We start from the raw sequence: 21,328 nt of genomic DNA on the forward strand, positions 1-21,328 counted from the left end.
TGAGTTGATCATCGAGCACAGGGGCGAGATCAGTTCTCCGGACACGAGTTTCCTCGCGAGCATGCCGGTCTGGCGGCACGCGCTCTGCGTCGCTCGTGTTGCCTTCGCGCTGCACGCACGAAGAATCCATGCCCGTTGCTGTCATTCCTGAGCTGGTCGGATCGTGGCTCGCGGCTTCAGCAATGTGCAGAACACTCGTCAATGTAAGCAGGGCAAACGCTCTCCCAAGTAGTCGAACCATGACGCGTCTCCGTTGTGTGCAGCGCCGTCGGGCACCTGATTTCAGGTAGATGTCAAACGATCAGCCGGGGGCGATCGATGCCGCTCATTTGTGATTGGTGAACCAGTGTTCATGTAATGTAGTTACTCGAACCATGAGACGTCAAGCCCTGACTCAACATCCTTGGGAAAACCCCGAGTCTTTTCGACCTTACTGCCTGTTGTTCTCCCCTCCGACGACACTCATCATCGTCGGAAATCACGCTAGCACAAAACAAGCCGTACAGTCGGTTTACATAGAAAATATTCGGTGTTAGGCTGAATTGCGCTGGAAGATGACGGGCTTCGTCGTTTCCAGATCCACTTAAAAATGGACGTTGCAGTGCACGTCCAGAACTGAACGGCGCTTCACACATCTTGTGGTGCGCACTAACAAGGAGGAGACGAGAATGTCATTTCAACAAGACGCGATACCGGCCGCCGTCGAAGCGAACAGCGATGCCCGCAGGCGCTCGCCTGTCGCTGGCCTGCTGAGTCTGCTCGGCGCTGTTGTCGTGGTGGGATCGTTTGTCGCACTAGCCAGTACGCTGGCGATCGCCGACGTCTGGGTAGGATTTCTTTTCGCGCTCTATTGGGGCGGCATTGAGCATGGCAACTTCAGGAAGTTGCCGCATTGCGCAGTCGGCGCTGCCATCGGGCTCACGGTCGCCTATATGTTGCATGCTTTACCGCAAGTGATGGGAACGGCAGCATGGGCGCCTTGCATTGCAGCAATCGTCCTGTTGGTCTACTTCCAGATTATGGGTTGGTTCACCGTGGCCATTAACATGGTCACGATGCTGTTTCTGACTGTCGCCACGATTCCGATGATTCAGACGGGTACCCAGTATCCGAGACTGATGATTTCGCTTGCGTTCGGCGCTCTGTATTTTTCTTGCGTCATCTGGATCGCCAGACAGATATCGGGCCGCGGCAACCGGAATCGAACTAGCCAGCGCGAAGCATGATTTGCGGTAAGCTCCGAAAAACGGATAGCGCGGCCCATTCGGAATGATCCCGCAACGCTGCAATCGAGGCGGCTCTCGTCATCCCGACGGGAGATGGCCCTGGTAGATTGACCTTCGGCGCGCCGTCCCGCGAAAGCGGGATCGGCAAAAGGCGTGGCGATGCATCAGTTCCATACCAAGCCGACATTCTCAATACCCCGCTCGCACATCAGCAAGAATATTTGGGATCGTTTGCCGCCAGGCTCCTTTTCACGAAGGCTGACGCTCTTCACGAACCCACGCGTCGCAGCCGGATCACGGTAAGGCGCGAATCGATCAATAGTCCGAACTCACCCGCAAACGGCACCTTCAGTTCTGCGCATACAGTTCACAACTCAGCCGAATGATCATGCCGGTGATGAAGGTTGCATTTCCGTCGCCGGAACACGGCCTGCACAGCAAAACCAGTCCGCGCGAGCCGGTTTCCGTGCTGAAAAATGCCCGGCAGCAACCCGGGAATCGGTAGGATTCAACCTGGGCGGATCGCCGGTGAACTCTTGATAGAATGACAAATCAAGCTCGAGGCCGCTATTCTCGCGGTTTTCGTACAGATGCCGCCCGGATCAACGTTCGTGCGGCACCTCACATATCATAGGAAAACATGGACAACGCTAGCCGTTCTGAGCGATCCCGAAAAGCCGCCATCGCGGCGGCGCTGGTAATCCTGACAAGGGACGGTCCCGGTGGACTGACCTTTGACGCACTGTCTCGTGAGAGCGGGATCAGTAAAGGCGGGTTATTGCACCAGTTCCGCACCAAGGCCGACGTCCTCAAGGCCCTGCTCGCCCATCAGCAGGAACACTACGATTCGTTTGCAAATAGCTTCCTGTCCACCAAGGGCGGCTCTCTTCGCGAACCCACACTTTCATCCGTGATCGCTGTCACCCGGGAATCAACGAATCAACCTCACTCCGTGGCGAGGGCCATTCTTGCTGCGCTCGTGGAAGACCCGACGCTACTTGGCGAGATCCGGGATAGAGACAGCGCAAGCGTGCGAAAGATCAAGAGCGAAGCGGAAGATGATGACATCGCGCTCGTGCGTCTGTTTGCGGCACGGGGCCTGGCCTACACCTCGCTACTTGGCTTGAGTCCTCTTTCCGACAGGCAGCAAGAACGTCTGTTCAAGGTGCTGCTGGATGAAACCAGATGGACATCCGACGACGCCTGCGAGCCTAAAAAATAATCGACGGGGTAGAAAAGCAGCACAATACGTCTCGCGATCTGGATCGCCCCCCACCCTCCGCAAATTTATTGGCCTCAAGCCCGAGCCGGCAGCACCCGGCTCGGGCTCATGCGGGGTCGCTCGGTCGGGTTCACGAGCGATGATGAATCCCCACCGCGCGAGATAAGATTTCGAAAGATAATTTTCCTTCACGCAACAAACCGTCTACCCGGTTTGTATGCGAATATTCGTCAATCAAGAATGGCTGCCACTCCCAAACCTTACTCACTCCCTACAGCACGGGGTTGATTACGACAGGGAGCACATGCCAAATTTGTCTGAACGGATACGCACATGAAATCAATCATGCAAAGGCAGATCATCCATTTTGAGCGATTCTCGCGCCTGTATCGTGCCATCGCGGCTCCCGAAGAAATACAGCACACGTTATTGGCACAAATAGCAACCGCACGTGCGGTAATCGACCAGTCGAGAGAGACGATCTCCTCGATCGCCGGCGAGCGACTGATGGATTCCCGCCTCTCCAGGCTCGTTCGCGACCTTTCCGCCGAAGAGGTCAGCCGCATGAAGATTCAGTCTACCGATCCCGAACTGTCGTTACTGCATTGGGAGGCTGCACAGGGAATGTCCTTGTCGTGGGTGCTAGGCATCTGCCCACTGTCGGCCGAGACACGTGATCGCCTGTTCGACCGTCTGCACGAGGAAACGCAACGCCCATCGGGAAAACGCGATGGCCCCGAGCGGCCGTAGAACAATCGCTAGCCTCGCATTTGCTGCAACTGGCCCAGGCGCAGCTGCGTTCGCGGCGGCAGTCATGCTGACGGCGGCGGCCGCCATGCAGTTTGATCCGCGACTGATATGGGACGACCTAGCGAACCGGGAATGGAATTTACCCGCCGGGTATCGCGGTGAGCGTCCCGACCGGAATAGCACGCTACCAGTATGTCCCATCGAGTAACCGCTCGAACAGTCTCTCCCGCTCTTCCATTGTGATCGAAGAGAGCCCCAAAAGTTCTGTGAATGCAAGCCCCGTAGCGGCGGCCCAGCGCAGCACTGCGATGTCACTGTTCGCCGCTTCGGCTTTTATGTTGGCGAGGCTGATCGCATGATCATCTCGAACGGCCTTCAGAAGCTGCGGATCTTCGACGAGAACCGCTAGTATCGAACGGGCAACTGAATTCGGTTGATTGACAGACTCCCTCAACACAGCAATCTGCGCGATAAGATTCCGTTCCTCAATGCTACCCTCTCCAGAACTTAGATGCATGCGTAGCGATTCCTTGAAGTGCTGCCGCTGATAGTTCAGCAGCGCTTGAAGAATGCCCCTCTTTGTCCGGAACTGATGCAACAGTCCTCCTTTGCTGATGCCGCTTTCTCGAGCAAGTTCATCAAAGGTGAGGCCATTGGGACCTTTCCGTGAGAGTATGGCCAACGACGCCTGGATGGCAACATTGCGAGATCGCTCTGAGCGGCTTGGATTGTCCATTCTTATTGAGTAAATGCGTGCTATCTGTTTCAGGCACAGGCATCACGAAGACTTGTCTTGAAGCATAAGGAGTGACGCGTTAACGGTGTCGGCTGACCCTATGCGCTCTTTGGAATCCTGGTAATGACGGGCGTTTTATTCGATTCGCCGACGTTTTTATTTTACAAACCGGCTAGCCGGTTTATATCGGTGTTTACCAGTGTTACGTTGCAATCTGTGAATTTCGTCCGTCGAGAACAGGATGGCGGAAGGCAGACGACTCCAACAGTCGCTCGCAAAGCGCCGCCAGGTTTGCCCCCACATCACTGTGGCTACGGTCTACCCATCATCCTGCCCATGCTGCAAGATCACATCGGACCCGGTGATGGGAGGTCCGAACGGAGTCTACAACCGGCAGACAAAGCAACTTGCGAACCGCATGACGTATCCCAAGGCTCAACAGGAAGCACACGCCGGCGAGGTCGATCCACATCCGGAATATCAGACGCAGGTGGAAACGCAGGTGCTCATCACGGCCGCGATCAATGCGCTCGTCACTGATAGCAGCCTCGCGGCCACGTCGACGGCATTTGTGAACGCCCTTTTTGCGGTTGGCGTCCAGTAGTGCCGCGAGATGTTCAATATCTGCACTGGTAAAGAAAGAAAGCCAGCACCACGGCACGCGCAGTGCGCGTTGATACGCGCGCGGAACCTCAGTTCGCGGTAGGCCGCAGCTCGATGAGCTTCACCACGGGATCGGACTTCGGAATATCGGAGCCGTACTCTGGCCGTTCGCCGACTGTCCTTGCGCGTTGAGAGAATATCGCCGACGCTCTGACGCAGATGATCGAGCCCAGTAATCGGTACGCACGTAAGTCGGTTCATTCCAATCAGTACCGTGCCGGCACCCATACTCAGGTTCAAACTTCGTTGCTTTCAGAACCGGCACGTCTTTCGGGCCTACTCGCGTAAGCATTTCCTGACATATTTATCAGGAACCTCTTGAGAGATGTCGTGCTAACTTCGCAAAAAATGAGCGATTCTAAATTATAAAAAGCACCCCAAATCGTAATCTCACGTTTATTGAATTGACGACGGGACGCCATTTAAGAATCTCCTTTATTCATACATAACCGGATCCACAGATCATCTGGAACGGTTGGTCTGAGCAGTTATATCGATTTGTTGGCGCAGGCTGACAGCCTGGACGGAGGACATGTGGACTGGGCCAAATTCTTCTACTCCTATCGCGACCATGTCATCTGCTGCAGGGCCGTTCGAAGAGATTCAGGCGCTTTTCGGGCGATAGCGGAAATCGCGCGCTTTTACTGCGACATCCCGATCATCGTTGAACACTCACCCCACAACGTCCTCTTTCTGACGAGCGATCAGTCGATTTTTTACATGCTCAGGCGGGCGGAATATCTGATCGACGATGCGCTGAAAGGTATAAGCGACCCCGAAAAGGTCGCTTTTTCAAAGTGATTGAAAAGGGGAATCCCTTGAAACGCTATTTTTCCCCAGGCGCCGCGGCATCTTCAGCAATCCTGCGTCAACTGCCGCAACGCACACGCGGTCCCGAACACCCTCGCTGGCCTACACTGGTTCATCGCTGGCGCGGCAACCGGTCTCCGTTCCCGTTTACGGAATTGCTCCCATACTCCATCAGGAATAGCCGGTTGCGATCGGTGATGCTCCGTTCAAATGAATCGTTCCAGGCTGCACCCTGCTTTCCCGCAGACTTACCTCCCGACTTCGATACGCTCGAAGTCGGCGTGCTTGTCCAGATATGCGATGTGTCCGGCCTCCGAAATAGTGACGGCACGCTTCTCGACGGTGGCAGTAGTAGCGTCGGGAAAGACGACGATGCGGGATTTGAACTACCTGTCGCGGAACGTAGTCGGCTGCTCTGAAGTTCGCATCAGTGCCGGCTCAGCGCTCTCTTTGTTCACAAAGTAATCACACGAAAGTTAGAAAATCCAGTCGCCACGTGCATAAATTTATTTGCCGCGCTACGTTGAAACATCGACTCACCGGAGCCTCGTCATGGACCAGACCTGCACAAGGTGTTACTACCGCGGCTATGTGGCTCACTGCGTGACCATCCTGGCGGAATCCGGCGGTTACCAGGCGACCGTGGTAATCGACCGGGGCGACGTCAGAAACCCATCTCGGATCAGTTACCCGCTCCGCCATCTGCTGTTTTCGAACGGGAACGATGCGACGTGTTTCGCGCTTCGATGGGCCGAACGCCGTATTGACAGTCTGAGCACACGCGAACGCCAGCTTCTACGTGAACCGGTAACGCCATGTGAGTGAAACAGTTGTGTTGCGTTAGGGACGATGCGACGATCGGCTGCCTGAGATGAAGAGGATTACTTAAATCGCGAGATGATCCTACTCGACGGCGTTGCTCAGGTATTTGTTTTGCCGGACTTTGATCGGCGTTAAACGCTCGGTATTGAGCGCTTCAAGTTCAGCCAGATTCGCGCCGCTCTTGTCCACGGCAATTGTCTCGGGCTCGCCGTTCTGTTCAATCGCTTTCTCGAAGTAGCGGCGAGCAGCGGCCTTATCACGATGGGCGCACAGCAGGATCACGTCCAGCGGGTAGTGCACCTGCTTCAGAACCTTGCCATGCCAGCAGGCAGCGTCTTGCGCGGGCGACTTCGTCTTTGCCTTCATGCTTGTCATGCGTTGCGGCCGACGAATTTTACTTGACCGCGTTAATGCGACAAAACCCCGTCGCGAACTGATAGTCCGCCGCGCCACACGCCGCTCGTGGCGACCATCGATTGATCTGTTTTCTTGATACTCAGATCAAAAATATATCGGTAGTCGAGCATTTTTGTCATATCTAGACTCGGCTCCATAGCGTGAAGTAACGGTTGCATCTCACGGCAACGGCACACCACGCAGGCTGCATGCACACGCAGATCGATAACCCCACTGAGAGTCATTCATACCATGGACGCCACCACCAGCATTCCCCCTTTCCATCTCGCCTTTCCGGTTCACAGCATCGCGTCGGCCCGGGAGTTCTACGGCGAATTGCTCGGCTGCCCTGAAGGGCGCAGCGCCGAAGACTGGGTGGATTTCAACTTCTACGGTCATCAAATTGTCGCCCACCTCGCGCCGGAAGAAGTCGGTCACGTCAAGACCAGCGCCGTTGACGGCGACGCCGTACCGGTGCGCCACTTCGGTGTCGTGCTGTCGATGAGCCAATGGTCCGAAATGGCCGGGAAGCTCACGGCGGCAGGCACGAAGTTCATCATCGAGCCACACGTCCGCTTCAAGGGAGAGGTCGGCGAGCAGGCGACGATGTTCTTCCTCGACCCGTCGGGCAATGCACTCGAATTGAAGGCGTTTGCGAACATGGCTTCGCTGTTTGCCAAGTAAGCCGTCTGCCTCGTTGCGCGGCGTGTGCCGCGCCCTCTTCGACACCATCGCCCTCTATCGTCATGAAACGGATTCTGGTCGCTAATCGCGGCGAAATTGCCTGTCGTATCATTCGCGCCGCGCGCGAGTTAGATATCGAAACGATCGCGATCTATTCCGCCGCGGATGCTGACGCCCTCCATTGCACGATGGCCGACATTGCCGTCCCGGTGGGTCCTGCGCCTGCTTCACAGAGCTATCTGAACGTCGGGGCGGTACTGGCGGCCGGCACATTGCACGGTGCCGATGGCGTCCATCCCGGTTATGGTTTCCTGTCCGAGAACACGGCCTTTGCGAGCGCCGCCGAAGCACGCGGCATGGTCTGGATCGGCCCGTCGGTCGCCTCGATCGAGAACATGGGCGACAAGAATCGCGCGCGCCAGATCGCCCTCGATTGTGGCGTTCCGGTCTTGCCAGGCAGTATCCGTTTTTCGCCCGATGACCTGTCACGCCTCGACGACGAAGCGCAACGCGTCGGCTTTCCGTTGCTCGTGAAGGCGTCGGGCGGCGGCGGCGGTATCGGCATGAAGCGGGTGGACAGCCCCGCCACCCTGCGCGAGACCGTCACCACTACGCAAGCGCTCGCAGCAAAGGCATTCAACGATCCGGGCGTCTATCTCGAGCGCTACGTGCCGCGTGCCCGGCACATCGAAATTCAGGTGTTCGGCTACGGCGACGGCTCCGCGGTCCATCTCTTCGAACGCGAATGCTCGGTGCAGCGCCGCTTTCAGAAAATCGTCGAAGAGAGTCCCGCGCCCAACCTGCCGGCCGGCGTGCTGGACCGTATGACGCAGGCCGCCGTCGCCCTCGCCGAACAGCAGCGCTACAGCGGCGCGGGCACTGTGGAGTTCATCGTCGATGCGCAGACGCACGCGTTCTTCTTCCTCGAAATGAACACGCGCATTCAGGTCGAGCACGGTGTGACCGAAGCGATCTCCGGCTGGGACCTCGTGCAAGCGCAGATACTGCTGGCGTCCGGCGATCTCCGCCGTATCGCGCAGGACGATATCCGCCGGCACGGCGCGGCGATTGAGTGTCGCGTCTACGCGGAGAATCCGGCGAAGAACTTCATGCCGTCTCCAGGCAAGCTGACACGTTACGATCTGCCACACATGCTCCACGGCTTGCGCATCGATACGGGCCTGCGCGAAGGCGACACGATCTCGCCGTTCTACGATCCGATGATCGCCAAGCTCATCGCGTTCGGTGCGACCCGCGACGCGGCGCGCGCCTTGATGTCCGAAGCGCTCGCGGCGAGCCGCATCGAGGGAATCCAGCACAACACGGCGTTTCTTGCACGCCTGATGGAGCATCCGTCGTTCGTCGCCGGAGACGTCGATACCAGCTTCGTTCAGCGCGAGGCAGCCACGCTGATCCCGAAGGTCACGGTTCCCACGTCCGTGGCGGTGGCACTGTGAGCGCGTCACTCCTCGCTCATGAACACGGCGCGGCAGCACCGCTCGCGCCGTCGTGGACAATCCATCCATCAGGGGAACGGCTGCTCATCGTCGAACTGGTGGGCGGCGACACCGTGCAGGCCAACCGGATGGCGCGCGCCTTCGCTGCACGAATCGTGTCGGCACGGCCCGATTACGTCACGGACGTCGTTCCGGCCTTGACGACTGTCGGTGTCCACTACGATCCAGCACGCGTGCCGCGCGACGCGGCCTGGCGGATGCCGTTCGACACGGTCCGCGAAGCGCTCGGCGCGATGCTGCAAACCGTCGATATCGTGCAGCGCGCGGCGACCCGTATTGTCGAGATTCCCGTGTGCTACGGCGGTGAGCACGGCCCCGATCTCGACGAAGCCGCTGGCGCATGCAATCTGTCGTCGGCTGAACTCATCGAGCTTCACAGCGGCGCACCCGTGGACGTGATGATGCTCGGCTTTGCACCGGGACATCCGTATATCGGTCTGTTCGATGAAACGCTTTCGCTGCCGAGGCGTGCAACACCTCGCACGGCCGTCCAGCCAGGCTCGATCGGGCTCGCGAACCGGCAAACGGTGATCTATCCGCTGACGCTGCCGGGCGGCTGGAATCTGATCGGCCGCACGCCGCTGTCGCTGTTCACGCCATCGCGCGCCGAACCGTGCCTCGTGCAGGCCGGCGATCAGGTTCGCTTCGTGCCGATCAGCGCGGCTCAATTCGACGCGCTCAATGAACACCCGGGAGCTTCGCGATGAACATCGAAGTGATCAAGCCCGGCGCGTTGAGCACCTTTCAGGACCTCGGCCGTGTTGGCTTCCAGCATCTCGGGATTCCGGCAAACGGCGCCATGGACGAACGTGCTCACCGGATTGCCAACGCGCTGGTCGGCAATGCGTCGACGAACGCAACGCTTGAAATCACGCTGATGGGACCGACACTGAGATTTCTGCACGACACCGTGATCGCGCTGAGCGGCGCCGATCTCGACGCGAAGCTCGATGCCGTGCCGGTCCCGCTCGATCGCGCGACGATCGTGCCCGCCGGCAGCGAGCTCTCGTTCGGCAGGCGCCGCAGCGGCCTGCGCGCGTATCTCGCAGTGCGTGGCGGCTTCCGCTTCGATCCGGTGATGGGCAGCGCCAGCACCTATACGCGAGGCGGCTACGGCGGTCACGCGGGACGCCCGTTGAAGAAAGGCGACCTGCTCGCCGCTCATGCACCGACCCGACCTGTACCGCGCCCCCCGGACCCGACACTATTCGACGAAAACGTTCTGAGCGCGCCAGACGCACCGATCCGCGTGCTGCCAGGCCGCGAATGGCAATACTTCACGATGCAGGCGCAACAGACATTTCTGCACGAACCCTACCGGCTCGCGCCGCAATCGGATCGCATGGGCTATCGCCTCGAAGGCGGGCGGCTCGATTTGAGCGCACCACGCGACGTCGCCTCCGAAGCGGTCGGCTTCGGTGCTATCCAGGTACCGGCGGACGGCCAGCCCATCATCCTGATGGCGGATCGGCAGACCACCGGCGGCTATCCGAAGATCGCCCACGTTTGCGCGGTCGATCTGCCCCGGCTCGCCCAGAAAATGCCGGGCGAATCCGTGCGCTTCACCTGCGTCGATCTGGAAACCGCGCAACGGCTTCTGCTATTGCAGGAAGACTGTTTCGCCGCACTGGAACAACACGGCCATGGTTGAAATCGACTTCAATAGCGATCTCGGCGAAAGCTTCGGCGTGTATCGCCTCGGCAGCGACGAAGCAATACTTCAGCACGTGACGTCGGCCAACATCGCCTGCGGTTTTCATGCGGGCGACGCGCAGACTATCGCGGCCACGGTGCGCGCTGCACACCGTGCCGGCGTGGCGATCGGCGCGCATCCGGGCTTTCCCGACCTGCAAGGATTCGGTCGCCGGACGATGCAGCTCAGCGTAGACGAGATCTACAACATCACGGTGTATCAGGTCGGTGCGCTCAAGACTTTCGCCGAAACCGTGGGCGGGCGCCTCGCGCACGTGAAGGCACATGGCGCGCTGTACAACCTGGCCGCCCGCGACCGTGACGTGTCAGATGCATTGTGCTCTGCCGTCCGGGATATCGACCCGGGCCTGGTCTTTTACGGTCTTGCCGGCTCCCAGCTGGTGGACGCCGCACGGGATGCGGGCTTGTCCGTCGCGCAGGAGGTCTTCGCCGACCGTACCTATCAGGACGACGGCACGCTGACGCCGCGTGGCCATCCGGCGGCGCTCATCACCGATGTCGACCAGTCGGTTCGACAGGTGCTCGGCATGCTCGAAGAAGGCCGCGTACGCGCGCTCAGCGGCGCCTGGGTGCGGGTGTAGCCGGACACGCTTTGCATTCACGGCGATCAACCCGGCGCGGCCACCTTCGCCCGGCAGATCCGCGACGCGCTGACCCGCGCCGGTGTTCTCGTTAAAGCGCCGACAACTTCAACCCTTTGCCACGTCTGAACGAACATCATGACTCAACCTGCCATCCCCATCATCGCCGAAACCACCGGCACGCTCTGGAAGATCGTCGCGCAGCCGGGCGTTCATCAGGCGGTCGGCGCCGAGCTGTTCGTACTCGAATCGATGAAGATGGAAATCCCGGTCGAAGCAGACGTATCAGGCCACATCGCGTCGTATCTCGTCGCAGAAGGAGAAATGGTCGAGGAAGGCCAGACTGTGGCTCACTTCATTCCGGACTGAGCCGGTCGATCCTGTCACACCCGGGTATCCGCACTTATTTTCGGCATGCTTATCAATTACGAGGTTGTTGCCTCGTTGTTTTTTGCCCCGGCCCGTGCTGAACGCATACGGCCAACCCTAGCTGGGTGAACCGAAGCCGCCGATCGTGCGTCGACCTCGCATCGAAGGAATCGGACGCTCTTTCCATCTCGTACTAGCGTTACCTTCACGTGGGAATCATCATGTCGAATGCCTCAGCAGCAGAGTTCGATGTCGAAACGACGCCATCATCGTCCATACCCGGCACGACCGCCCGCAAAGCCGCCATCGCTGCAACCGCCGGCACCGCGATCGAGTACTACGAATTCGGTGTGTACGGTTATATGGCCGCGATCATCGGACCGTTATTCTTTCCCGCCGATAACGCCACCGCGTCGCTGCTATCCGTACTGGCCGTGTTCGGCAGCGCGTTCCTGATGCGCCCTATAGGCGGCATCGTGCTCGGCCGGATCGGAGACAGAATCGGACGCCGCTCGGTCCTGCTCGTCACGGTGATCGGCATGGGCATCGCAACGGCTGCCGTCGGCCTGTTGCCGGTGGCATCCACAGCCGGTGTCCTCGCGCCGGTTGCGCTGCTGGCCGTACGGCTCGTTCAGGGTTTCTTTTCCGGTGCCGAAGTGACCGGCGCCGCGGCGTACGTTGCGGAATCGGCGCCACGCGGCAAACGCGGTCTGTTTGGTGCCGCCACGCCAGTCGGTGTCGCGATCGGCGGTTCGCTTGCAGCGGCAGTCTGCGGACTGACGACTGCATCGGTCAGTGGCGCCGCACTGCACGACTGGGGCTGGCGCATCCCGTTTCTCATGGCGGTGCCGCTCGTCGTGATTGCCGCGTATATGCGCCGGCGCATTGACGAGTCGCTCGCGTTCAGGAAGGTCCTCGAAGCAAGCGAGCCCGTCAAGGCGCCGTTGCGTGAGGTCCTCGCCCATCATCGTGGGGCGATGCTCAAGGTATTTCTGGTGTCGTTCGGACAGAATGCCGGGTACTGGGTCGGCTTCGTGTTCATGAGCATCTATATGATCACGTACCTGAAGTACGACAAGACCAGTGTCTTCTGGATGATGTCGTTCGTGAGCATCACGATGGCCGCATTGATGCCGCTCTGGGGCGCGCTGTCCGATCGGATCGGACGCCGCAGGGTGCTCGCGATCGGCTTCACTTCGTACGCGGTCCTCGTGATCCCGATGATGATGCTGATGAACCATCACAACATGCCGCTGGCGTTTCTCGCGATGTTCATCGTCGCGTTGCCGATGCCGATCGTGCAGTCGGTCGGTTATCCGACCTACACCGAGCAATTCCCGACGCGCGTGCGCTACACCGGCATGGCATTCAGCTTCAACTTCGGCGCGATCCTCGGCGGCGGCGTCACGCCGTATATCGCCACCGCGCTGATCGGCCACACCGGCAATCTGCTGAGTCCCGCCTTCCTGCTCGTCGGCGCCGCGGTGGTCGCACTTGTGACCCTCGCCGGCATCCGGGAAACAGCCGACGCATCGCTGACCTGACACCGGCACACGCGGCGCTTACTTCGCCCCTCGACACGGACACCCGGCATGACGCAAACCATTAAAGTCAGCACCCACGTTGAGGCGCAAGCCGCCCTCGCGCCAACACCCAGAACCGAGCGCGCGAGAATACGGGCGGGCTTCAACGGCAACACCAGCGGCATGGCGCCTGGCTACGCGCAAGGCAACCTCGTCGTGTTGCCGAAGGCATGGGCGGACGATTTCGCCGCCTATTGCCGCGCCAATCCAACACCTTGCCCATTGATCGGCATGACCGAACCCGGCAGCAGCTTCGTACCGGTGCTCGGCGACGACATCGATCTGCGCACCGACCTGCCCCGTTATCGCGTGTGGCGCGACGGCAAACTGGTCGAAGAACTCGACGATGTCTCGGCGTTGTGGCAAGCGGATTGGGTCGGCTTCGTGATCGGCTGCTCGCTGTCGTTCGAACACGCGTTGCAGGTTGCCGGTCTGAGCGTGCGTCACGTCGACGAACAGAAAGTGGTGCCGATGTACCGCACGTCGATTCAGACGCGGCAGGTGGGCGCTTTCCGCGGGCCGATGGTGGTGTCGATGCGGCCTTACACGCCGGAGGATGCAGCGATCGCGTATGCAGTCTGCGAACAGCTGCCCGGCGCGCATGGCGCGCCCGTTCATATCGGCGATCCGGCCGCGATCGGCATCCGCGATGTCAATGTCCCCGACGAAGGCGAGCCGACCGCTATTCTCGACGGTGAAACACCGGTGTTCTGGGGGTGCGGGGTCACACCACAAGCCGCGGTGATCGAAGCGCGCCCGCCGATCTGCATTACGCATGCGCCCGGCCACATGCTGATCTGCGATGTCCGGACCGACGACCTGAAGCTGCTTTAAGCTCGCTCGCGGCCGGCTGAAAGCAATGCCCGCTGCAATCGGTACAGGCGGCCTGATTTCTTTGCGCCGCCGCTTTGTGATGAAATACACGCCATACCAACGCCAGCGGCCACCCCGCCGCCCCAGACGCCATGATGCGCGAACTCAAGACGTTCCTCGCCGTAGTCCGTTTCGGCACCTTTGGCAATGCGGGTTCGCATATCGGTCTGACGCAATCGGCGGTGAGCGCGCAAATCAAGCGGCTGGAAGAAGATCTGGGATTTTCGCTCTTTGAACGAACCGGGCGCTCCGCGACACTCAACGAAGCCGGCATCAGGACCGCGGCCGTCGCGGAAGATCTGCTTCGACAATATGCAACGCTCTCCGATCAGGCCGGCGAGTCGAGCGCAACCGGCTTTTTTCGCATCGGCGCCATTGCCTCGGCTCAGGCTTCATTGCTGGTATCCGCGATTCAGAAGTTCCGTGTGAGTTCGCCGGGATGGCACGTACGCGTCGTGCCCGGCGTGTCGTTGAATCTGCTGGCGCAGGTCGACTCCGGCGAAGTGGACGCCGCGCTCATCATCAAGCCGCCGTTCGCGTTGCCCGCCGAATTGAAGTGGCACCTCCTCTGCGCCGAGCCGTTCGTTCTACTCGTGCCTAAGAAGCTCGCAAAGACACCGTGGCGCGAATTGCTCGCATCGGAGCCGTTCATTCGCTACGACCGGAATTCGTTTGGTGGCCGCCTCGTCGAGCGCTTTCTGCGCAAGACACGTGTGCACGTACACGACGTCGTCGAACTCGATGAGTTGCAAGGTATCGTCGGCCTCGTCGAACAAGGCGTCGGCATAGCGTTGATACCGGACGCGGCCTCGCTGCATATTCCGCGAGGTCTCGATAGGCTGTCGCTCGGCGAGCATACGTTCACCCGTGAGATCGGGCTTGTCGAACGCGGTGGGCACACTCAACGGACGGCGGTCACCGAGTTCATTCGCTGCGTCGTCGAGGCGGCGCGGGACTATCGTCATGCTTAGGATAAGCACCGGGTTACTCAACGCAAATCGAGAAAATAGCAGCAAGGCTGAACGAAAGTGCAGCCATTGAATGTCCGTAAAATGCGTTTTGCCGGTAGGTCCTGGTCTCCAATTGCGCAGGCATCTGGAATGCCCTCGCGCAGGCAATCGAAATGCCCAGGAACCCTTGCCGGGCGGAAGGCAGCCGGAGTCGAACCGACCTGAGAACGTCTGACGCCCTCAACTGGGTTTGAAGCCCAGCCGCACCACCGGATACGAATGCCTTCCTACGGTGATTGAACTACCTGACCCATTGAACTACCTGAACCACGCGCCGAAACTCAAACACTGAATCAAAGCAGATCGAGCCAGCGACTATCCGTGCGCATCAGATGCAGGCCACGGCGGAAGCGAGTATACCCAACGCGGTCGAAGAACTCCAAAAGCTGGATCGCACGCTTTCGCCCGAGCCCTGTGATATCGCGAAACGGTGCGGCCGCTACCGTACCCGCATTTTTTTGCGCTTCGGAACTCGCGATCAAAGCCAGTTCACGAATCACCTCATGGTGATAAAACAGGTCGCGCACAACCTGAAAAAGCTCGCCCTGCCGTGCGAGTTTGCGCAACAACTGCCGCACGCGGTCTTCGGATACGCCATGTGCGTTTGCCAGATCACGCACCCAGGGCGGATCGAAACGTCCTTCCTTCAGCGCGGGCAGCAGCGCTGCCGCAAGCGCGCGATCCGCCTCGTCGAGCGTTACCGCGTGGCCCGGCAGATGCAGCCACGGTCCGCGTCTGACGATCTCTCCACGCGCCGCCGCGTCGTCAACTAGCACGCGCCACAATGCGTCGTCGACGAGAGGTGCTGCGATTCGCCGCAAGCGCGATATGTCAGGGCCGAGCTCATCCGGCGAGCGCTCGTGGTACTGCTTTAGCGCCGTAGTCAGCCGCGCATGCAAGGCGCGCCATGACGTATCGGCGATCAACAATGCGTCGTTACTGCCGGGAACCTCCACGACACGCGTGTCATATGGCAACGCAAGCGTGGCTGCCTGCATACCCGTCAGTCGCTCCAGCAACGAACGAGACAATCCATGCGGCGCCCTTGCGAGCAGCGGATCCAGCGCGCCAGTGTCGAGCATGACCTGAAGCGCATCGAGCCACGCCAGCCGCTCAGGCGCGCGACGCTTGCGCGAAGGCGCAAACGGATCGAGCACATGACCGCCGCCAACCGTGCGATTCGCCTGCGCATTGCGCACGACAAAGCGATCGCCAGGCAGCGCGCACACCGGCCGTTCGAACACGAGCTGTACGCGCGCCGACTGCCCCGCGCCGAGCGTCTGGCCATCGAGCAACGCGACATGGGCCACCTGATGCTGCGTGCCCAGATGCACGTGCAGCGGCGCCCAATGCTCCAGCATCAACGGTGCATCGGCGAGCAACGTCAGCATGACGTCGATACGTTCCGATGCTTGCGACAGCCGCGGATCGACGACCCAGTCGCCGCGATCGATCGCGCTCTTCTCGATGCCCGCCAGGTTCAACGCACAGCGCTCGCCTGCCCGTCCATTCTCGGCCGGACGATTCTGCGCATGAATGCTGCGCACGCGCACCGGCTGATTTTTCGGCGCGAGCAGCATCGTGTCACCGACTGCCACGCGTCCCGACACCACGGTTCCTGTCACGATCGTGCCCTGGCCCGAGAGCGTGAAAACCCGGTCGATCGCGAGACGGAACAGACCGTCGTCGCGCTTCATGCGCCACGCTGCTGCCGCTGCGTGCAAATGCGCCTTGAGCGCGGCCACGCCAGGATCATCGTCGCTTAGGGCGTTGGTCTCGAACACCGGCGCATCCTGCAGCACGCCGCCGCTCAGAAACGCCGCGATCTCGCCATGCACTTCCTGCAGCCGCTCAACATCGACACGGTCTATTTTGGTCAGCGCGATGGCGCCGCGCCTGATCCCGAGCAGCTCCACAATCGCCAGATGTTCGCGCGTTTGCGGCATCACGCCGTCGTCGGCGGCAATCACGAGCAGGGCGAAATCAATGCCGCTCGCGCCCGCGGTCATCGTATGAACGAGCTTTTCGTGGCCCGGCACGTCGATCAGGCCGAGCACGTCGCCGTTTTCGAGCGGCACGTACGCATAGCCCAGTTCGATCGAAATGCCACGCGCCTTTTCTTCCTTCAGACGATCCGTATCGACGCCCGACAGCGCTTTCACCAGACTCGTTTTGCCGTGGTCGATATGCCCGGCCGTCCCTACGATCATGCCTGCACGTCCTTCAATTGCGCGATCAACTGCGCTTCATCGGCAGCTTCGAGACAGCGCAGATCGAGACGCAACGCATCGTCCGCGATACGGCCGATCACCGGCCGCGCCATCTCGCGCAAGCGCTTCTCGAGCGCCAGCAATTGACGGCCGCTGCGCTTGCCGTCGGCGGTCCTGATCACGAGGCCGTAGCTCGGCAGCACATCGACAGGCAACGCGCCACTGCCGATCTGACTGAACATGGACTCGGCCGCCACGACGTAACGATCGCCGGCCGCACGCTGCAACGCAGGCTGTAGCCGCTCCGCGGCGAGCCGGATGTCCTCTCCCGGGCGCGTGAGCAAACGCAGCGTAGTCAGTCGCTCCGCGAGTTTTTCCGGCGCGCGATACATCTGCAGCACGGGTTCCAGTGCCGCGAGTGTCAGTTTGCCGACGCGCAGCGCGCGCTTGAGCGGATGCTTCTTGATCTTCGTAATCAGATCGCGCCGGCCGACGATCAACCCCGCCTGCGGCCCGCCAAGGAGCTTGTCGCCGCTGAACGTGACAAGATCGGCGCCGGCTTCGATGGTTTCGCGCACGGTCGTCTCATGCGGCAAACCCCATTGCGTCAGATCGACCAGCGTGCCGCTGCCGAGGTCCACCGCAACGGCAAGACCACGCGCGTGGGCAAGCGCCGCGACGGCGTCGACCCCGACCTCTTTGGTGAATCCGCTGATCGCGTAATTGCTCGTGTGGACTTTCATTAGTAGCGCGGTCTGCGGACCGATGGCTTCGTCGTAGTCCTTCAGATGCGTGCGATTGGTGGTGCCGACTTCGCGCAGCCTGGCGCCCGCGCGGCTCATGATGTCGGGAATGCGAAACGCACCGCCGATTTCAACCAGTTCGCCACGCGACACGATCACTTCTTTCTTCGACGCCAGCGTGGACAACGTGAGCAACACCGCCGCGGCATTGTTGTTGACCACGGTCGCCGCTTCGGCGCCAGTCAGTTCGCAAATGAGTTCGTCGATCAGACCGTCGCGGTCGCCGCGCTTGCCCGTGTCGAGATCGAACTCGAGGTTGGCCGGTTGCGTGAGCGCCTTCATGACGGCCTGCACCGCTTCGTCGGGCAGCAATGCGCGGCCGAGATTGGTATGCAGCACGGTGCCGGTCAGATTGAAGACGCTGCGCAAGCGGGCCGTGTTGCGCCGGCGCAGCGTGGCCTCGACGGAGACCTGCAGTTGCGCGATATCGAGCGCGCTCACCGACGCATTGCCCGCCTGCGCGCTGGCACGCCAGCTGTCGAGCGTATGACGCAAGGCACTCAACACCTGCGTACGGCCGAACTCCGTCAGCAACGCCGCAAACCCGGCCGACGCCATCACCTTTTCCACCGATGGCACACGCGCCATCAGCGCCCGCAATTCAGAGCCGGTTACATCGCTCACGAAGCATTCCTCTTTCTTAGTCTGACTCGCCGGAAGAATCATCAGCCACGGAGTCGGTCCGTTCCGGCCAGAGCCACGGATGCGGCGACGCGCGCCGGTAACCTTCCGCTCCCATCAGCAGGTCGAGCGTGAGACTGGCGAGATCGTCCGCGAACGGTTCGAAATCGTAGTCTTTCGATTGAATGCCGATTTTCCGGTAAGTATGGCATTCGTCGCACGACTCCGCCTTCAAGACCGCGTTCCTTGAATCGGCCTCCCGGGTGGCCTCGTCGGCATCCTGCGAGCCGATGGCGTGATAGGCAATGCCCTTGGTCGAGTCGCAGTTCGAACATTTCGCACGAACCATGTGCCACTCCGTCGCACACAGACCGCATTGCAGGTAGCGGTAATTGTCATACGCGCCGCCCACGCGCACCACACTCGCCACCGGATGCGATCCGCAAACCGGACACAGGCCGAGCGTCTCGATGTAGGGCACCTCGCGCTTGTCGACGTCGGCAGCGAGGTCGGTCCAGACGACTTGCAGCGCGGCCATGATGAACGGCGCGCTCGCCGGATCGACTTCCTCGAAGCGCTGCGCGAAGATCGCGTCGGCCTGGGCGTCGAGCGTGGCCTCGTCCAGCGTTCGCAGCTTTTCAACGAGCGCTTCGAGCGGCGGTGTGAGCGGACCTGCGGCTTGCACCTTGTCGAGCAATTGAAGCAGAACATCGTGCCACGCCGGATCGCGCACGCCCGAAAGCGCCGGAATCAACGGCATGGAATGCTGCTGCGCGCTCGCGATCAACTCGGCGCTGGGCGGCTTCGCCTTGAAGCCGTTGATCACGGCTTGCTGCGCGTCCGCCAGCACGGCCATCAGACGTAAATAGCCGGCAATCGGATTGCTGAGCGCCGCCAGTTGACGCAGCCGCGCGGCGCGCGCCGAAAAGACCGCCAGCCGCTCCGGCGTACGGATGCGGGGAATCGCCGTGTGATCGAGCGACTCGATGTCGCCGGCCTCAAGAATGCGTTGAACCAAAGTATCGACCTCTGAAAACTGCGCTGAAAACTGCGAAGCCACCGCGATTCATCGAGCAGGAGCGGTGGCTCGGGGTGCGGTGCGCGGCGAGCTGCGCCACGCCTTTTTACCCATCCTTTACCGTTCCTCTCTACTTGTCGATGATTTCCTTGAACCAGTTCGGATGATGCTTTCTCGCCCAGCCGTAGGTCACGGTCCCGCGCGTCATCGCGCCGATCGAGCCTTTGATCCACAACGCCGCATAGATATGCACGACGATGCCAACGATCAGCACGAACGCAGCCGCGGCATGAACCAGCGCCGCCAGACGAATGATCTCGACCGGGAAATAGAACGAAAAATAGCGCCGCCAGATCACCATGCCGCTCGCCAGCAACAGCAGCAGGCACATCACCATGGTGAAAAATAGCAACTTCTGACCGGCATTGTACTTTCCGATCGCGGGGAGCTTTTCCTCGCGATTGTTGAGCACGTCACCGATCTGCTTCATCCACTGGATGTCGGCTTTGTCCAGATAGTTGTGATGCCAGAAACGCAACGCGAGAATCAGGAACGACAGGAACATCACGCAGCCGACAAACGGATGCAGAATCCGCGTCCACTGCCCGCCGCCGAAGATCGCGTAGAGCCACGACATCGCCGGATGAAACATGGCGAGGCCGGACAACGCCAGCAAAACGAACGTGATCGCGGTGATCCAATGATTCGTCCGTTCATTCGGCGTGTAGCGTTCGATCAGACTGTTGCCCCTCACGTCTTTGAGCACACCGTGCTCATCATGCTCAGCGTGCTTCATCGGATGCCTCCCGGGAACGGCGTGCTTCGTCAGCCTGATGCTGTGCTTCGGCTTCATCCGCCTCCGTCACCTCGTTCGGACCGACACGCGTGTAGTGGAAGAAACCGGCCAGGGCCGCGAACGCGATGCCCGCGAGCGCCAGCGGCTTCGCCAGACCTTTCCACAGGTAAACCATCGCGCTAATCTTCGGATCCTGCGGCAAGCCGTGATACAGATTGGCTTTGTCGGCGTGATGCAGCACGTACATCACATGCGTGCCGCCCACGCCGGCAGGATCGTACAAGCCGGCGTTCTGATACCCGCGCTCCTTCAGATCGACGATCCGGTCCGCCGCCTGCTGCTTCATGTCCTCCTTGGTGCCGAACATGATCGCGCCGGTCGGGCAGGTCTTCACGCACGCCGGTTCCTGGCCGACCGCCACGCGGTCCGAACACAGCGTGCACTTGTACGCACGGTTGTCCTTCTTCGAAATACGCGGCACGTTGAACGGGCAACCGGTGATGCAATAACCGCAGCCGATGCAGTTTTCCTCGTGAAAATCCACGATGCCGTTCGTGTATTGCACGATCGCGCCCGGTGAAGGGCAAGCCTTCAGGCAGCCCGGATCCTCGCAGTGCATGCAGCCGTCCTTGCGAATCAGCCACTCGAGATCGCCTTCGGCGTTCTCGTATTCCGAGAACCGCATGACGGTCCACGAATGCTCTGACAGATCGCGCGGATTGTCGTAGACGCCGGTCGTCGTGCCGATCTCGTCGCGCAGATCGTTCCACTCCATACAGGCCGTCTGACACGCCTTGCAGCCAATGCACTTCGACACGTCGATGAGCTTGGCGACCGTGCCCGTCACCGGCTCGCGCACTTGCGGTTCGGGCAAGGTCGTGGCCGAGAGGCGTTTGATATCCAGTGATTGAAGTGCCATCTCTTT

Annotated in this window: 19 protein-coding genes, 1 tRNA gene and 4 pseudogenes; 15 read left to right on the forward strand and 9 right to left on the reverse strand. The window is 60.5% G+C overall.

All coding sequences use genetic code 11. The features are described 5' to 3' along the window. The first annotated feature begins 668 nt into the window (after positions 1-668). The 4 genes and pseudogenes from DSC91_RS12210 to DSC91_RS12225 form a co-directional block, all read left to right on the forward strand. The gene (locus DSC91_RS12210; RefSeq protein ID WP_115778463.1) at positions 669-1,226 is read left to right on the forward strand and encodes a hypothetical protein; all 558 of its coding nucleotides are present in this window, start codon (positions 669-671) and stop codon (positions 1,224-1,226) included. 640 nt (positions 1,227-1,866) lie between these two features. Further along, positions 1,867-2,448, forward strand: coding sequence for a TetR/AcrR family transcriptional regulator (locus DSC91_RS12215; protein ID WP_115778465.1), 582 nt, complete (start codon positions 1,867-1,869; stop codon positions 2,446-2,448). A gap of 333 nt (positions 2,449-2,781) precedes the next feature. Beyond that, on the forward strand, positions 2,782-3,198 hold the full coding sequence (locus DSC91_RS12220) for a hypothetical protein (protein WP_115778467.1): 417 nt from the start codon (positions 2,782-2,784) through the stop codon (positions 3,196-3,198). 10 nt (positions 3,199-3,208) lie between these two features. Next, positions 3,209-3,406 (forward strand): annotated as a pseudogene (locus DSC91_RS12225) (paraquat-inducible protein A); the annotation flags it as partial. On the opposite strand, the gene DSC91_RS12230 reads toward DSC91_RS12225, so the two are convergent. After that, positions 3,383-3,934 carry a TetR/AcrR family transcriptional regulator gene (locus DSC91_RS12230; protein ID WP_115778471.1) on the reverse strand — a complete coding sequence of 184 codons (552 nt, stop codon included), beginning with the start codon at positions 3,932-3,934 and terminating at the stop codon, positions 3,383-3,385. The pseudogene DSC91_RS12225 and the gene DSC91_RS12230 sit on opposite strands and share 24 nt — an antisense overlap. Positions 3,935-4,298: 364 nt before the next feature. On the opposite strand from DSC91_RS12230, the gene DSC91_RS12235 reads away from it, so the two are divergent. Continuing rightward, positions 4,299-4,538: a hypothetical protein gene (locus DSC91_RS12235; RefSeq protein ID WP_115778473.1), complete on the forward strand. Its 240-nt coding sequence runs from the start codon at positions 4,299-4,301 to the stop codon at positions 4,536-4,538. Between the two features lie 139 nt (positions 4,539-4,677). On the opposite strand, the pseudogene DSC91_RS38210 reads toward DSC91_RS12235, so the two are convergent. Beyond that, positions 4,678-4,825 (reverse strand): annotated as a pseudogene (locus DSC91_RS38210) (GPW/gp25 family protein); the annotation flags it as partial. A gap of 306 nt (positions 4,826-5,131) precedes the next feature. On the opposite strand from DSC91_RS38210, the gene DSC91_RS12240 reads away from it, so the two are divergent. Beyond that, positions 5,132-5,398: a hypothetical protein gene (locus tag DSC91_RS12240; RefSeq protein WP_162831378.1), complete on the forward strand. Its 267-nt coding sequence runs from the start codon at positions 5,132-5,134 to the stop codon at positions 5,396-5,398. Between the two features lie 915 nt (positions 5,399-6,313). Here DSC91_RS12240 and DSC91_RS12250 read toward each other — a convergent pair. Next, positions 6,314-6,505 (reverse strand): annotated as a pseudogene (locus DSC91_RS12250) (DDE-type integrase/transposase/recombinase); the annotation flags it as partial. A 372-nt stretch (positions 6,506-6,877) separates the two neighbouring features. Between DSC91_RS12250 and DSC91_RS12255 the strand changes: the two are divergent. From DSC91_RS12255 to DSC91_RS12295, 9 genes and pseudogenes are all read left to right on the forward strand, one after another. Beyond that, on the forward strand, positions 6,878-7,309 hold the full coding sequence (locus DSC91_RS12255; protein ID WP_115778477.1) for a VOC family protein: 432 nt from the start codon (positions 6,878-6,880) through the stop codon (positions 7,307-7,309). Positions 7,310-7,371: 62 nt separating this feature from the next. Continuing rightward, the gene (locus DSC91_RS12260; protein WP_115778479.1) at positions 7,372-8,766 is read left to right on the forward strand and encodes an acetyl-CoA carboxylase biotin carboxylase subunit; all 1,395 of its coding nucleotides are present in this window, start codon (positions 7,372-7,374) and stop codon (positions 8,764-8,766) included. Beyond that, entirely contained in the window at positions 8,763-9,533 is a 771-nt protein-coding gene (pxpB, locus tag DSC91_RS12265) for a 5-oxoprolinase subunit PxpB (protein ID WP_115778481.1), read from the forward strand. Before DSC91_RS12260 ends, pxpB begins: the two co-directional genes overlap by 4 nt. Further along, entirely contained in the window at positions 9,530-10,477 is a 948-nt protein-coding gene (locus DSC91_RS12270; RefSeq protein ID WP_115778483.1) for a 5-oxoprolinase subunit C family protein, read from the forward strand. Before pxpB ends, DSC91_RS12270 begins: the two co-directional genes overlap by 4 nt. Continuing rightward, a pseudogene (locus tag DSC91_RS12275) lies at positions 10,470-11,249 on the forward strand (LamB/YcsF family protein). The gene DSC91_RS12270 and the pseudogene DSC91_RS12275 overlap by 8 nt, the downstream one beginning before the upstream one ends. A 9-nt stretch (positions 11,250-11,258) precedes the next feature. Next, a complete protein-coding gene (locus DSC91_RS12280) occupies positions 11,259-11,489 on the forward strand; it encodes an acyl-CoA carboxylase biotin carboxyl carrier protein subunit (RefSeq protein ID WP_115778485.1) in 231 nt (76 codons plus the stop codon). Between the two features lie 221 nt (positions 11,490-11,710). Continuing rightward, positions 11,711-13,033: an MFS transporter gene (locus DSC91_RS12285; protein ID WP_115778487.1), complete on the forward strand. Its 1,323-nt coding sequence runs from the start codon at positions 11,711-11,713 to the stop codon at positions 13,031-13,033. A 48-nt stretch (positions 13,034-13,081) separates the two neighbouring features. Then, positions 13,082-13,906 carry a putative hydro-lyase gene (locus DSC91_RS12290; RefSeq protein ID WP_115778489.1) on the forward strand — a complete coding sequence of 275 codons (825 nt, stop codon included), beginning with the start codon at positions 13,082-13,084 and terminating at the stop codon, positions 13,904-13,906. Between the two features lie 131 nt (positions 13,907-14,037). Beyond that, positions 14,038-14,916, forward strand: a complete 879-nt coding sequence (locus tag DSC91_RS12295) for a LysR family transcriptional regulator (RefSeq protein ID WP_115778491.1) — start codon at positions 14,038-14,040, stop codon at positions 14,914-14,916. Positions 14,917-15,090: 174 nt separating this feature from the next. On the opposite strand, the gene DSC91_RS37440 is transcribed toward DSC91_RS12295, so the two are convergent. The 6 genes from DSC91_RS37440 to fdxH all read right to left on the reverse strand — a co-directional run bounded on the left by DSC91_RS37440 (position 15,091) and on the right by fdxH (position 21,322). Further along, positions 15,091-15,183: transfer RNA gene (locus DSC91_RS37440), tRNA-Sec, on the reverse strand. Positions 15,184-15,248: 65 nt separating this feature from the next. After that, positions 15,249-17,165, reverse strand: coding sequence for a selenocysteine-specific translation elongation factor (gene selB / locus DSC91_RS12305; RefSeq protein WP_115778495.1), 1,917 nt, complete (start codon positions 17,163-17,165; stop codon positions 15,249-15,251). Next, positions 17,162-18,592 (reverse strand): L-seryl-tRNA(Sec) selenium transferase, encoded by a 1,431-nt coding sequence (gene selA, locus DSC91_RS12310; RefSeq protein WP_175172091.1) that lies wholly within the window; start codon positions 18,590-18,592, stop codon positions 17,162-17,164. The genes selB and selA overlap by 4 nt, the downstream gene beginning before the upstream one ends. A gap of 16 nt (positions 18,593-18,608) precedes the next feature. After that, on the reverse strand, positions 18,609-19,607 hold the full coding sequence (gene fdhE / locus DSC91_RS12315) for a formate dehydrogenase accessory protein FdhE (protein WP_115779810.1): 999 nt from the start codon (positions 19,605-19,607) through the stop codon (positions 18,609-18,611). Positions 19,608-19,737: 130 nt separating this feature from the next. Continuing rightward, positions 19,738-20,403: a formate dehydrogenase subunit gamma gene (locus tag DSC91_RS12320; protein WP_115778499.1), complete on the reverse strand. Its 666-nt coding sequence runs from the start codon at positions 20,401-20,403 to the stop codon at positions 19,738-19,740. Then, a complete protein-coding gene (gene fdxH, locus DSC91_RS12325; protein WP_115778501.1) occupies positions 20,390-21,322 on the reverse strand; it encodes a formate dehydrogenase subunit beta in 933 nt (310 codons plus the stop codon). The genes DSC91_RS12320 and fdxH overlap by 14 nt, the downstream gene beginning before the upstream one ends. Between the last annotated feature and the right edge of the window lie 6 nt (positions 21,323-21,328).

The organism is Paraburkholderia caffeinilytica (assembly GCF_003368325.1).
GTDB lineage: Bacteria > Pseudomonadota > Gammaproteobacteria > Burkholderiales > Burkholderiaceae > Paraburkholderia > Paraburkholderia caffeinilytica.